This window comes from Kocuria rhizosphaerae (assembly GCF_044462265.1).
Classification (GTDB): Bacteria; Actinomycetota; Actinomycetes; order Actinomycetales; family Micrococcaceae; genus Kocuria; species Kocuria rhizosphaerae.
Genome location: NZ_JBISWL010000009.1, coordinates 1 through 12,829 on the forward strand (window position 1 = coordinate 1; position 12,829 = coordinate 12,829).

11 protein-coding genes are annotated in these 12,829 nt (G+C 74.0%); 4 read left to right on the forward strand and 7 right to left on the reverse strand.

The features are described 5' to 3' along the window. The first annotated feature begins 57 nt into the window (after positions 1–57). On the forward strand, positions 58–564 hold the full coding sequence (locus tag ACH9EU_RS00690; RefSeq protein WP_396412002.1) for a redoxin domain-containing protein: 507 nt from the start codon (positions 58–60) through the stop codon (positions 562–564). Between the two features lie 12 nt (positions 565–576). Here the strand turns inward: ACH9EU_RS00690 and rocD are convergent, their stop codons facing one another. Beyond that, on the reverse strand, positions 577–1,824 hold the full coding sequence (gene rocD, locus ACH9EU_RS00695) for an ornithine--oxo-acid transaminase (RefSeq protein WP_396412003.1): 1,248 nt from the start codon (positions 1,822–1,824) through the stop codon (positions 577–579). A gap of 131 nt (positions 1,825–1,955) precedes the next feature. Between rocD and ACH9EU_RS00700 the strand changes: the two genes are divergently transcribed. Beyond that, positions 1,956–2,840, forward strand: coding sequence for an alpha/beta fold hydrolase (locus ACH9EU_RS00700; RefSeq protein WP_396412004.1), 885 nt, complete (start codon positions 1,956–1,958; stop codon positions 2,838–2,840). A gap of 390 nt (positions 2,841–3,230) precedes the next feature. Here ACH9EU_RS00700 and ACH9EU_RS00705 read toward each other — a convergent pair whose 3' ends face one another. From ACH9EU_RS00705 to ACH9EU_RS00725, 5 genes are all read right to left on the reverse strand, one after another. Next, positions 3,231–4,751, reverse strand: coding sequence for an MFS transporter (locus ACH9EU_RS00705; RefSeq protein ID WP_396412005.1), 1,521 nt, complete (start codon positions 4,749–4,751; stop codon positions 3,231–3,233). A 106-nt stretch (positions 4,752–4,857) separates the two neighbouring features. Beyond that, the gene (locus ACH9EU_RS00710; protein WP_396412006.1) at positions 4,858–5,634 is read right to left on the reverse strand and encodes an SDR family oxidoreductase; all 777 of its coding nucleotides are present in this window, start codon (positions 5,632–5,634) and stop codon (positions 4,858–4,860) included. 1 nt (position 5,635) lies between these two features. Continuing rightward, on the reverse strand, positions 5,636–6,451 hold the full coding sequence (locus ACH9EU_RS00715) for an FCD domain-containing protein (protein WP_396412007.1): 816 nt from the start codon (positions 6,449–6,451) through the stop codon (positions 5,636–5,638). Continuing rightward, positions 6,444–7,367 (reverse strand): NAD(P)-binding domain-containing protein, encoded by a 924-nt coding sequence (locus ACH9EU_RS00720; protein WP_396412008.1) that lies wholly within the window; start codon positions 7,365–7,367, stop codon positions 6,444–6,446. Before ACH9EU_RS00720 ends, ACH9EU_RS00715 begins: the two co-directional genes overlap by 8 nt. 52 nt (positions 7,368–7,419) lie before the next feature. Then, positions 7,420–8,847, reverse strand: a complete 1,428-nt coding sequence (locus ACH9EU_RS00725; protein ID WP_396412009.1) for a four-carbon acid sugar kinase family protein — start codon at positions 8,845–8,847, stop codon at positions 7,420–7,422. Between the two features lie 128 nt (positions 8,848–8,975). Between ACH9EU_RS00725 and ACH9EU_RS00730 the strand changes: the two genes are divergently transcribed. After that, positions 8,976–10,502, forward strand: coding sequence for a GntT/GntP/DsdX family permease (locus tag ACH9EU_RS00730; protein WP_396412010.1), 1,527 nt, complete (start codon positions 8,976–8,978; stop codon positions 10,500–10,502). 229 nt (positions 10,503–10,731) lie between these two features. Beyond that, positions 10,732–11,937 carry an MFS transporter gene (locus ACH9EU_RS00735; protein WP_396412011.1) on the forward strand — a complete coding sequence of 402 codons (1,206 nt, stop codon included), beginning with the start codon at positions 10,732–10,734 and terminating at the stop codon, positions 11,935–11,937. Between the two features lie 338 nt (positions 11,938–12,275). On the opposite strand, the gene ACH9EU_RS00740 is transcribed toward ACH9EU_RS00735, so the two are convergent. Next, a partial coding sequence (locus ACH9EU_RS00740; RefSeq protein WP_396412012.1) for a class F sortase occupies positions 12,276–12,829 on the reverse strand: 554 nt, incomplete at its 5' end.

Below are 12,829 nucleotides of genomic sequence, written 5' to 3' on the forward strand. Positions count from 1 at the left end.
GCGCCAGGGCCGAAGATGGAGGGGAGCAGACCGTTCCCGACCGGCCAGGAGGGCCGCATGACCACGCTTCACGACTTCACCGCCACGACCATCGACGGACGCGAGCAGCCGCTGTCCGAGTACGCCGGCAAGGTGGTGCTCGTGGTCAACACCGCGAGCGAGTGCGGGTTCACCCCGCAGTACGAGGGCCTCGAGCAGCTGTGGCGGAACTTCCGGGACGACGGCCTGGTGGTCCTCGGCTTCCCCTGCGACCAGTTCGGGGGCCAGGAGCCGGGCACCGAGGAGGAGATCGCGGACTTCTGCAGCCGCAACTACGGCGTCACGTTCCCGATGTTCGCCAAGGTCGACGTCAACGGCCCGGAGGCCCACCCCCTGTGGACGTGGCTGCGCCGGGAGAAGGGCGGCGTGCTGGGCGACGACGTCAAGTGGAACTTCACCAAGTTCCTGGTGGACCGGGACGGCACCGTGCTCCGCCGCTTCGCGCCCCGGACGTCACCGGCGCAGCTGGCCGGCAGCATCGAGTCGGCGCTGGCCCACGGGGCCGGCGAGGCCCGGACCGGCTGAGGCCACTCCCGGTCAGCGGCGCCCCATCTCCCGCAAGGTCGCCGCCAGGGCGTCCAGCCCGCGTTCCAGCTCGTCGTCCGTGACGACCAGCGGCGGGCTGAGCCGGAGGGTGGACCCGTGGGTGTCCTTGGCGATCACCCCGCGCGTCAGGAGGCGCTCGCAGCACTCCCGGCCGGTCCCGAGCCGGGGGTCGATGTCGATCCCGGCCCACAGCCCGCGTCCGCGCAGCCCCGTGATGCCCAGCGGGGTGAGCTCCGCCAGCCGGGCGTGCAGCCGGTCCCCCAGGGTCCGGGCCCGCTCCTGCGGCTCCCCGGTCGCGAGGAGCGCGACGACGGCCCGGCCCACGGCGGCGGCCAGCGGGTTCCCGCCGAAGGTGCTGCCGTGCTGGCCCGGGCGCAGCACGGAGAGGACCGCGGCGTCGCCCACGACGGCGGAGACCGGCAGCACTCCCCCGCCCAGCGCCTTGCCCAGCAGGTACAGGTCCGCCTCGACGCCCTCGTGCTCGCACGCCAGGGTGGCCCCGGTGCGACCCAGCCCGGACTGGATCTCGTCGGCGACGAACAGCACGTCCCGCTCGGCGGTCAGCCGCCGCACGCCCGGGAGGTAGCCGGGGGGCGGGACAATCACCCCGGCCTCGCCCTGCACGGGCTCCAGCAGCACGGCGACCGTGTCCGGGGTGACGGCCCGCTCCAGCGCCTCGAGGTCCCCGTACGGCACGGAGACGAACCCGGGGGTGTAGGGGCCGTAGTTGCGGTGTGCGTCGTCGTCCCCCGAGAAGCTGACGATCGTGGTCGTGCGGCCGTGGAAGTTCCCCTCCGCCACCACGATCCGGGCGCGGCCGGCCGCCACGCCCTTGCGCTCGTAGCCCCACTTGCGGGCGACCTTGATGGCGGACTCGACGGCCTCCGCCCCCGTGTTCATCGGCAGCATCATGTCCTGGCCGACCAGCGCGCACAGCTCCCGCGCGAAGAAGGAGAGCTGCTCGTTGTGCACCGCCCGGCTGGTCAGCGTCACCCGCTCCAGCTGCGACCGGGCCGCGTCCAGGATCACGGGGTGGCCGTGGCCGAAGTTCAGCGCCGAGTAGCCGGCGAGGAAGTCGAGGTAGTCGCGGCCCTCGACGTCGGTCACGGTGCTCCCCCGGGCAGAGGCGACGACGACGTCCAGCGGGTGGTAGCTGGGAGCGGTGTACCGCTCCGCCGCCGCGATGAGCTCCCGCGAGACCGGTCCGTGGCCGGCGGGCGGGATCGGGACGTGGGTCATGGGTGCCTCCGCATCCGTCGGCGGTGCTCGCTCGAGCCTGTCCGCCCCCAGCCCATCACGGATGCCGGCCGATCGGGCGGATCCGCTCCGGATGCGGGCACAATGAGCTCATCCGACCGCCAGGAGGCACCGTGTTCGACGGCTTCTCATCCCACGACGTCCCCGTTGCCGGCGGGACCGTCCACGCCCGCGCGGCCGGCGACGGTCCGCCCGTGCTGCTGCTGCACGGCTTTCCGCAGACGCACGCCATGTGGCACGCAGTCGCTCCCGTGCTCGCCCGGGAGTTCACCGTGGTCGCGGCCGATCTGCGGGGCTACGGCCGGTCCCGGACGGACGACGAGGACTTCACGTTCCGCGCCATGGCCGCCGGGCAGCTGGAGCTGATGCGGGCCCTGGGCCACGACCGGTTCCACGTCGTCGGGCACGACCGCGGGGCGCGCACCGCCCACCGCATGGCCTTCGACGCGCCCGGCGCCGTGCTGTCCGTGGCGCTGCTGGACATCCTCCCCACCCTGGAGGTCTGGCGGTCGATGGACGCGTGGCTCGTCCAGCGGTACCACCACTGGGCGTTCCTCGCCCAGGGCGGCGGACTGCCCCAGACGCTGATCGGCCACGACCCCGGGTTCTACGTGCGCTGGACCCTGCAGGGGATCAGCGGCACGTCGGTGCCCTTCCACCCGGAGGCCCTCGCCGCGTACGAGGAGGCGGCGCGCGACCCCGCCGTCGTGGACGCCTGGTGCCGCGACTACCGTGCGGCGGCGGGGCCCGACCTGGAGATCGACCGCGCCGACGAGGAGGCCCGGCTCGACCTGCCCGCCCTCGTCCTGTGGGGCTCGCTGGGCACGGTGGGCGCGCGGGAGGACCCCCTCGAGCTGTGGCGGCGGCACTTCCCGCGGGTCACGGGGCGCGCCCTGGAGGCCGGCCACTTCCTCGCGGAGGAGCGGCCGGAGGAGGTCTGCGCGGCGCTGCTGGCGCACCTGCGCCCAGCGGCCGGGCGGGCCGGGCGGCACGGCTGAGAAGCACGGCTGAGAAGCACGGCTGAGCTGCACGGCCGCGGGGCAGGGATCCGCGGCACGGCGGGGAGGCTCCTGCCGGCACCGGCCGTCCGAAAGCCGTCGGCGGGCACCGGACCGCGGAGGCCACGGATCAGCAAGTGGGCTTATGCTGGACGGGTCGGTGCCTCCGCACGCCACGACGGCGCAGCGCGCCAGCCGGTGCGGGAGCACCTCCGACACCACCGAGCGCAAGGGAGTACCAGTATGCGAAGGATCCTGTTCATGGTCGGCACGGCGCTTCTCGGCCGCGTTCTCGCGAAGCGGCGCGGCGGAGGCCGTCGCCGCTGAGCCGGCCGGCCGCCGCCCCGGCGCGTACGGGCGGAGGGGGAGGGCGCCGCGTCACCCCTCCCCTCACGTGCCGGCTCCTCCGGAGGACGACGCGGTGGTGACGCCGGCCCCGGCATCCTGCGCGGCCGCCTCGGCGTACGACGCCGAGACCCGGCGGTAGACCGGGGTCAGGAAGGCCAGCAGCGCGGCCGCGATCATGACGATCCCCGCCACGAGGAAGACCAGGGCGATGCCGCGGGAGGTGCCCTCGCCCAGCAACGGGGCCAGTTGCGCGGCGCCCTCCGCGGACCGCGCGTACGGGATGATCCAGAGCTGGGCGATCGGCGCGATGAGGAACGCGGTGATCGGCGCGGCCGCGGACTCGAACGCCATGGCGAAGCCGAACACCCGGCCCTGCCGGTGCAGGGGCACCACCCGCTGGATGATCGTCTGCTCGGCGGCCTCCACGAACGGGATCAGGACCAGGTACAGCCAGATGCCGAGGACGTACAGCCACGCCCACTCCCGGATCGTGAACACCGCGCCGAGGATCCCCATCAGGACCACCGCGACGAGCATGGTGCGCAACGGGTTGGCGCCGAGCCCGAACTTGCCGATCAGAGCGCCGCCCACGAGGAACCCGGTGGCGCCGAGCGCGAAGTAGGTTCCCCACAGCTCCACGGGGAACATCTCCAGGCCGTAGGGGTCCATCAACGCCATGTAGACGCCACCGATGAAGTTGTTGAACGTCGAGAACAGGATCAGTGCGAACAGCCCGGAGATGGCCAGCACGGCGGCGAGGGCGCCGCGCAGGTCGAATCCGCCGTGCGCGTCCGTGGCGGCAGGGCGCACCTCCTCGGGCATGCGCAGGGTGACCAGGTGCGAGAAGGCCAGCGCGGTGAGCACCAGGGCGACGACGATCGTCCACCCCATGCCCAGCAGCCCGACCGACAGCCCGGAGAGCACCGAGGTGATGATGAACATCAGTCCCTGCACCATGCCCACGAGCCCATTGGCGTTGGCCCGCCGGTCCGGGTCGATGAGGATGGTGACGGTGGTGGACAGGGCGATGTTGCGCATGTTCTCCACCACCGCACCGATCAGGATGATCAGGGCGAAGACCCAGAACCACGGCCGGGTCAGGTCCAGCAGCGAGGCGGTGGGGGTCAGCAGGAACACGGCCCCGGACAGCACGAACATCGCCAGGGTGAAGCCGGCGGCGAAGCGCATCACGGCCAGTTTGCGGTAGCGGTCCACGAAGGTGCCGAAGCTGATGCTGGAGAGGGCGATCAGCAGCATGTACGCGCCGCCGATCACCCCGGTGGCGATCACGTTGCGGGTCTCCAGGTACACCCAGAACGTCAGGGCGAACCACAGGTAGCTGGTCGTGATGTTGGCGAGGGCGGTGTTCACCAGGATCCCCGCGAAGGTGCGGGTCCGCTGAGCCGGACTGCGCACGGACGTGTCCACGGCCTCGGGATCGACGAGGGCCGGGGCCTCGGCGCCCTCGCCCGGTGAGGACGCGACGGGCGGGTCCGCGGGGAGCCCCGCTCCGCCGCTCGGAGCCGCGGCGGGCCGGGGCGGAGCCGGTTCCTGCTCGTTCATGCGGCCCAGTGTAGATCGCCCCGCGGACACGCCGGCCGCCGTGACGGAACGCGGCAGGGGCGGGAACCGGGCGGTTCCCGCCCCTGCCGCGTGGTGCGGCCCCCGGTCAGGAGATCTGCAGGCCGCCGTTGATGTCGTACGTCGCCGCGGTGATGTACCCGGCGTCCTCCCCGACCAGGAACGCGAGCAGCGCGGCCATGTCCCGCACCGTGCCCACGCGGCCCACCAGGATGTCCTGCGACATGGCGGACTTGCGCTCGTCCGTCAGGGTGCCGCCCATGATGTCGGTGTCCACGGGGCCCGGGGCGATGCAGTTCACCGTGATGCCGTGCTCGCCCATCTCGCGGGCCACGGCACGGGTGAACCCGATGATCGCGGCCTTGGAGGCGCTGTAGGCGGACTTGGAGTAGGTGCCGCCGCCGCGCTGCGCGGAGATCGAGGAGATGCTGACCACGCGGCCGAGCTTGCGCTCGATCATGCCGCGCAGGACCCGCTGGGTCATCATGAACGTGCCGGTCATGTTGATGGCGAAGACCCGGTCCCAGGTCTCGCGGGTCTCGTCCATGAAGCCGGTGGGCGAGCTGATCCCGGCGCAGTTCACCAGCGCCACGATCGGGGGCAACTCCGCCTCCACACGGGCCACGGACTCCTCGACGGAGGCGTCGTCGGACACGTCGGTGCGCAGGCCGACGGCCTGCACCCCGTGCCGGCCGGCGATCTCGCGGGCGGCCTCGGCGGCGGCGTCGCCGTCGATGTCGAGGATCGCGACGCTCCAGCCCTGGCTCGCGAGCAGGTCGGCGGTGGCGCGTCCGATGCCGCGCTCGGAGGCCGCACCGGTCAGGACGGCCGTGCGCTCGGCGGGGAAGTGCGTGGTCTCGGTCATGTCAGTTCTCTCCTGTGCTGTCGTGGGTGCTGTCGTGGGTGCCGTCGTGAGTGCTGTCGGCGGGATCGTGGGTGTTGTCGTGGGTGGGACCGTGGCCGGGGTCGGCCCCGTCGTCGGCCGTGTGCCCGATGAAGTTCTCGTAGTCCTCCGTGGTCTGGTCGAGGTGGGCCACCATGGCCCGCCGCGCCGTCTCGGGCTCCCGGGTGGCGATCGCGGCGAGCACGAGCTTGTGGTGGCGGATGGCGTGGCGCTGGACCTCCGGGAACGCGGAGGTCGCCCGGCGCGCCGAGTAGAGCAGCTGGGAGAGCTGGCCCAGCAGCACGGGGACGAACGGGTTCCCGGAGGCCCGCAGCACGGCGTCGTGGAAGGCCATGTCCGCGCGGGTCACCCCGTCCAGGTCCCCCGCCGCGTGCGCGCGCTCCAGGTCCTGGACGGACTGCTCCATGGCGGCGAGGTCCTCCGGGGTGCAGTGCTCGGCGGCCAGCTCGGCGGACCCGGTCTCCACCATGCGCCGGACCTCGAGCAGGCGCAGCGCCACCTGGTGGAACGCCACGCCGCGGGAGGCCGCCTTGAGGATGGCCTCGAGGCCCGTCCACTCCTCCGGCGGGTTGACGTAGGTCCCGAGGCCCCGGCGAACCCGGACGATGTTCTGCGCCTGCAGGTGCTTGAGCGCCTCGCGGACGGTGAGCCGGCTGACCTCGGCCTCCTCGGCGATGCGGGACTCCGGCGGCAGCGCCTCGTGCGGTGCCACCTCGCCCCGGAGGATGCGCTCGAGCAGCTGCTCGGCCACCGACTCGACCAGCGACTTCCTAGCCATCGGCGGCCTGCCCCGCGGCGGGCGGCACGCGCTTGTGGGGCGCCACCACCTTGATCACGGCCGAGTCGTCGGCCGCGCCGAGGCCGTGCGCCTGGCCCAGCAGGAACAGCTGCTCCGCCGCGGCCGCCACGGGCGCGGCCAGACCGGCCGAGCGTGCGGCGGAGCCGACGATCCCGAGGTCCTTCACGAAGATGTCGAGCCGGCTGAGCACCTCGGCGCCGTTCTCGTCGTAGGCCTCGAGGGCGCGCGGCCCGCGGTTGGAGAGCATGAAGGACCCGGCCGCGCCGACCTCGAGGGCCGCGAGCGTGCGCTCCTGGTCCAGGCCCAGGGCGTCGGCCAGGGCCAGCGCCTCGGCGGCGGCGGCGATGTGGACGCCGCACAGCAGCTGGTTCACCGTCTTCAGCGCCTGCCCGTCCCCGGGGGCGTCGCCGACGACCGTCAGCGTCGAGGCGAGCCGCTCCAGGACGGGCCGCGCGGTGTCGAGCGCCGCGGGCTCCGCGCCGACGACGATGAGCAGGTCCCCCGAGCCCGCACGGGCCGGCCCTCCGGAGAGCGGCGCGTCGACGAGGGCCACGCCGTGCTCGGCGAGCCGCCGCACGACGGGCGGGATCGCCTCCCGGCCCACGGTGGAGGTGAGGAGCACGACGGCCCCGGGCTCGAGCGCCTCGGCGACACCGTCGGCCCCGAACAGCACGGCGTCGAGCTGCTCGGCGTTGCGCACGGCGAGCAGCACGGCGTCGGCGCCGTCGGCGGCCTCCCGGGCGGAGGCGGTGGGGCGCACGCCGGCCTCCTCGGCCAGGCGCAGCCGCTCGGCGGAGATGTCGAAGCCGCGGACGGGGAAGGCCCCGGCGAGCCGGGCGGCCATGGGCAGTCCCATGGCGCCGAGCCCCAGGACGGCGACCGTTCGGTGGGTCATGGCAGGTGTCTCGTTCCTCTCGGGGACGGGGGTCTGGGACGGGCGCTCGTGCTCAGAACGTGGTGCTGAGCTTGCGGACGACCTCCGCGAGCGACCCGTCGTCGCCCACGTTGCCGGCGAAGACGACGTACGGGATGCCGCGGGCCGGCCCGTCCACCGGCTCCCACAGGGAGACGATGCCGGGGAGCATGGGTCCGCGGACCATCGCGTGGCGGATCTCGAGGCCGTGCGCGGCGACGTCCGAGGACGTGATGCCCCCCTTGGCGACGACGAACCGCGGCGGGGCGGTGCGCAGGGTGCGGTTGACCACGGCGACGACGGCCGCGGAGACCGTGCGCGCGATCCGCAGGCTCTCGGAGGGGTCCTCCGACCGGACGAGCAGCCGGCTCGTGTGCAGGACGACGTCCCCCTCGGCGAGCGCGGCGACGACGGCGCCCACGGTCTCGGTGAGCTGGGCCTCGGCGCGGTCCGGGTCGAGGACGGCCTCCACGGGGAGCTCCACCGTGGTGGCGTGGCTGTGCCGGTCGGTGAGTGCCTTCAGCTGCCGGGTCGTGACCCCCACGTGGGAGCCGACGACGACGAGCCCCCCGACCGGGCCGGTCCCGCCCGCCGGGACCTCGTCCCCGGTGAGCGGCGCGCGCTGCTCCTGGCCGATCCGGGCCCGGACGAAGGGCGGGCCGACCCGGTAGAGCAGCTTCTTGCCGCGGCGCTCGGCCTCGGCCAGGCCGAGGGCGAGGGCGCGCAGGTCGTTCTCGGTGACCACGTCCACGACGACCGGGGTGGAACCGGCGGCGGGCTCCAGGAGGTCGGCGATGCCGGCCGCGCCGCCGCGGACGGCGTGCAGGTCCAGGACGATCACGTCCTCGGCCGGCCAGCGGCCTCCCGACTTCTCCTCGACGTAGCGGGCGAGGTGGGAGGAGGAGTAGTGGAAGGTCGCGTCCCGGGCGAACTCGGTCTCGGCCACGGGGACCAGTCCGCCCTGCCCGTCGCGGGTGTAGTGCACGCCGCCGACCGTGATCCGCCCGGCCTCCGGGAACGCGGGCACGACGACCACGCCGTCGGTCGGCTCCCCGGTGCGCTCGGCGAGGGTCGCGGCGATGGCGTCCGGCTCCAGGGGGAAGTGGCCGCGCAGGGTCGAGTCGCTGCGGCTGACGAAGCCGAGCGGGACGCCGGCCTCCCGGGCCGCGGTGAGGGCGTGGTCCACAGCCTCCCGGTTGCGGGCCTGGGCCTCGGCCGGGTCGAGGCTGCGGGTGTTGGTGAGGACGTAGACGGCCGGCGCCCCGGTGCCCAGCGCCCAGGCGAAGTCCTCGACGTCCCAGCGCGTCAGCACCGGCAGGTCCGAGACGGACTGGGTCCCCGTCGGGTCGTCGTCGAGCACGACGAGCACCCGGCCCGTGGCCGCCACGGAGGCGGCGACCTCGCGGGGGTCCACGGGGACCTCGGCGGGGTACTCGGCGAGGAGTTCTTTTTCCATGATCACGACGTTCGGTCGCCCCCTTGTCAGATGTCTTACCTGTGGCTACTGTCACATGTAACGCCGATCACGTCAACATTCCCGCCCGGGGTCGTCCCCCGGCCACCACACCACCCGCAAGGAGCAGATACACCGTGGAACTCCAACTACTCCTGGCCCTCGTGCTGGGCATCGCCACGATCATCGTGCTGGTGCTCCGCACCCGGCTCGACGCCTTCGTGGCCCTTCTCATCGCCGCCCTCGTCACCGGCGTCGTCGCCGGTCAGCCCGTCCTCGAGATCGTCTCCGCGATCACGACCGGCTTCGGCAACACCCTCGCCTCCATCGGCATCGTCATCGGCCTCGGTGTCGGCATCGGCAAGATCCTCGAGGTCTCCGGCGCCGCCAACGCCCTGGCCCACGCCTTCCTCCGCGCCTTCGGCCACGGCCGCGAGCCGTGGGCCATGGGCAGCGTGGGCGCCCTGGTCTCCATCCCCGTGTTCTGCGACTCGGGCTACGTGATCATGAACCCCCTCGCCCGGTCGATCGCCCGGGTGAAGCGGGCCGGCTACGTGACCCTGGCCCTCGCCCTGGGCTGCGGCATGACGCTGACCCACCACCTCGTGCCCCCGACGCCGGGCCCACTGGCCGTGGCCGGCATCCTCGGCGCCGACCTCGGCGCCCTGATCCTCGTGGGCCTGGCCTTCACGGTCCTGCTGCTGCCGGTCGTCGTCCTCTACGCCCGCTGGATCGGCCCGAAGCTCGAGCCCCGCATCGAAGAGAGCGTGCGCGAGGCCGTCTACGGCGAGCTGGTCACCGTCGGCGGCGGGACCGCCGCGGGCTCCGGGGCGGGCACCGGCGGCACGAGCACGGGCACCGGCACGGGTGAGCAGCACAGTGACGGCCTCGACCACGAGGCCGCCCAGCCCCCGGCCGAGCACACCACCCACGACCTCGGCGACGTCCCGGCCGGCGCCAAGCCGCACAAGGTCGGCGCGCTCGTCGCGTCCCTGCCGCTGCTCATCCCGCTGCTGCTGATCATCACCAACACGGTCACGGGCGCCATCGACCAGAACGCCCAGGGCGTCATCGGCGGCGACGAGTACACCCCCTCCGCCTGGGTCGTCCCCTTCGCCTTCCTCGGCAACCCCGTGGTCGCCCTCGTCATCGGCATGGTCCTGGCCCTCTACGTGCTCCTGCCCCGGTGGACCCCGCGGAACAAGGCCCACGGCTGGTTCGCGGAGGCCGCGGCCTCCGCCGGCCTGATCCTGCTGATCACCGGCGCCGGCGGCGCGCTGGGCAACGTGCTGCGCAGCTCCGGCGTGGGCGACGCCCTCGCCGAGGCCGTGGCCGCGACGCCGCTTCCGGCCTTCCTCGTGCCGTTCATGATCGCCACGCTCGTGCGCATCGCCCAGGGCTCCGGCACGGTCGCGATGATCACCGCCGCGTCCGTGACCGCGCCGCTCGTCGGCTCGCTCGGCATCGACCCCGTGGTCGCCGCGATCGCCTGCACCGCCGGCTCCATGGTGTTCAGCTACTTCAACGACTCCTACTTCTGGGTCGTCACGCGCTTCACGGGCCTGCAGGGCACCGACGCGCTGCGCGGCTGGTCCGGCATCACCACCGCGGTCTGGGCGGGCTCCATCCCGCTGCTGTTCGTGGTGAACCTGATCCTGGGCTGAGCCAGGGACGACCAGGGAGGGGCGGTGCGCCGAGGGCGCGCCGCCCCTCCGGCACGTCCGCTGCGCCTGCTCCGCCACCGGCCCTCCGCCCGGGTCGCGGGCGGGCGGGACCATCGGGCGGTCCGGGCGCCCGCCGCGGGCCATGAGGCACACTGGGCGGTGGACGAACCGGCAGCCGGCCGGGGCACGCCGTGATGCTCGTCCGCTCTCCGACCGGAAAGGGTCCGCCGTGCTCACCAACGCGTCATCGGCCACGGGCCTCCGTGCCCGCCTGGGGTTCGGCTTCGTCGGCGTCGTGCTGATCGCGGTCAACCTGCGCGTCGGCTTCGTGACCGTGGGGCCGCTGCTCGAGGAGATCAGCCGCGACCTCGGGATCTCCGCCGGGCAGGCCGGGCTGCTGACCGGGCTGCCGCTGGCCATGTTCGCGCTGTTCTCCCCCGTGGCCCCGTCCCTGGCGGCCCGGACGGGACTGGACCGGGCCCTGTGGCTCTCGCTGCTGCTGCTGGCGGCCGGGATCCTCGGCCGGTCCACACCCGTTCCCGGGGCCGTGTGGATCGGCACCGCCGTGGTCGGCATCGGCATCGCCTTCCTCAACGTGCTGCTGCCCTCGCTGGTCAAGCGGGAGTTCCCCCTGCGGGTGAGCCAGGTGACCGGGGTCTACACGTCGATCCAGGGCGCGGTGGCGGCGGCGGGGTCCGCCGTCGTCGTCCCCATCGCCCACGGAGGCCCCGCGGGCTGGCGACCGGCCCTGGCCGTGTGGGCGGTGCTGGCCGTGGCGGCGCTCGTGATCCTGTCCCCCTGGCTGCGGAAGAAGTCCTCCGACGGCGGGGCGCACGACCCGCAGGACGTCCGCTACCGCTCCCCGTGGCGATCGGCGCTCGGTTGGCAGGTGACCCTGTTCATGGGGCTGCAGTCGATGGCGTTCTACGTCTTCATGGCGTGGCTGCCGAGCATCGAGCGCAGCCACGGCGTCCCGGCGACCGTCGCCGGCACCCACATGGCGCTGTTTCTGCTGATCGGCATGACGGCCAGCCTGGGCACCGGGGCGCTCATGCACCGGGTCCGGGACCAGCGGCCCGTGGCGCTCTCCGGGAGCCTGCTGGCCCTGGGGGCCTTCGCGGGCCTGGCCGCCGCCCCGCAGCTGATGCTGCTCTGGATCGTGTGCGGATCGCTGGGCTGCGGGAGCCTCATCGTCGTGGCGCTGTCCCTGTTCAGCCTGCGCTCGGGCGACCACCGCCAGGCCGCGGCACTGTCGGGCATGGCCCAGTCCGTGGGCTACGCCCTCGCCGCGCTCGCACCGGCCGTGGTCGGCGCCCTCTACGACGCCGGGGGCCGCTGGGAGGCCCCGCTGCTGCTGATGGCCGGGCTCATGGCGGTGCTGTGCGTGTTCGCCGTGCTCGCCGGCCGTGACCGGGTCATCGGGCAGAACGGCTGACGTCCGGCAGCGCCCGCGACGGACGTCGCGCGGCCCATCGCCGGAGGCGGGGAAGGCCCGACGCAGCGGGCGTCGCGCGGCGCCCAGGCCGTCCCGCGCCCCCGAACCAGTCGCGGACCGGGGCCTCGGCCGCGACGGCCATCCACCGGTCGTTGACGAGGGTCAGCGTCAGCAGCCGCTGGACCTCACGGGGTGCCGTCGCGACGCCGGGGCGCTCGGTGCGGCTGACGACATGGGGCGGCTCATGGGGTGCTCTCCTTCGGTGGGGGTCTGCCGGGCTGCGCCCCACGGGCCGGCGGGCGGGCCCGCCGACCCGCCGAGGGGTGGACGGAGCACGATCAGGCGAGGAGCTTGGCATAGACCACGTAGTTGTCGTCGAACCGGCCGGTGGCCGGTTCGTAGCCGTCGCACGTGATGAGGCGCAGCTCCGCCCCCGTGGTGTCCCCGTAGACGGCCGCGGTGGGGAACGCGTCCTTGGCGTACTGCTCCCCTCGGTCGACGGCGAACACCGCGGTGGTGCCGTCCGCCCGCAGGATCTCGATGGTGTCCCCGGGCGAGAGGCCGCGCAGGCCGGCGAAGACGCCCGGGCCGCCGCCGGTGGCGTTGACGTGGCCCAGCAGCACTGCCGGGCCCCGCTCCCCCGGCGTCGGGGAGGAGACGTACCAGGAGGCCGGTGCGCCGGGGTGGGCGGGCGGCACCTCGAGGGAGCCGTCGGCGCGCAGCCCCAGGTGCAGCAGCTCCGACGCGGCGTCCACGGCGGGGATCCGCACGGACACCGGCACGGACTCCGGCAGGACCGGCGGCCCGCCCTCCGGTGCCGCGGGGCGTTCGGCCACCGGCTCGGGCGCCCCGGCGGCCGGCGCGGGGACCGGCGCCGGGCCCGCCGACGGGA

What these genes read in the sequence shown, in the direction of transcription:
- rocD (WP_396412003.1), bottom strand. Translation starts at nt 1,824, where the DNA reads ATGACCCACGTCCCGATCCCGCCCGCCGGCCACGGACCGGTCTCGCGG.
- ACH9EU_RS00710 (WP_396412006.1), bottom strand. Translation starts at nt 5,634, where the DNA reads ATGACCGAGACCACGCACTTCCCCGCCGAGCGCACGGCCGTCCTGACC.
- ACH9EU_RS00720 (WP_396412008.1), bottom strand. Translation starts at nt 7,367, where the DNA reads ATGACCCACCGAACGGTCGCCGTCCTGGGGCTCGGCGCCATGGGACTG.
- ACH9EU_RS00715 (WP_396412007.1), bottom strand. Translation starts at nt 6,451, where the DNA reads ATGGCTAGGAAGTCGCTGGTCGAGTCGGTGGCCGAGCAGCTGCTCGAG.
- ACH9EU_RS00690 (WP_396412002.1), top strand. Translation starts at nt 58, where the DNA reads ATGACCACGCTTCACGACTTCACCGCCACGACCATCGACGGACGCGAG.
- ACH9EU_RS00705 (WP_396412005.1), bottom strand. Translation starts at nt 4,751, where the DNA reads ATGAACGAGCAGGAACCGGCTCCGCCCCGGCCCGCCGCGGCTCCGAGC.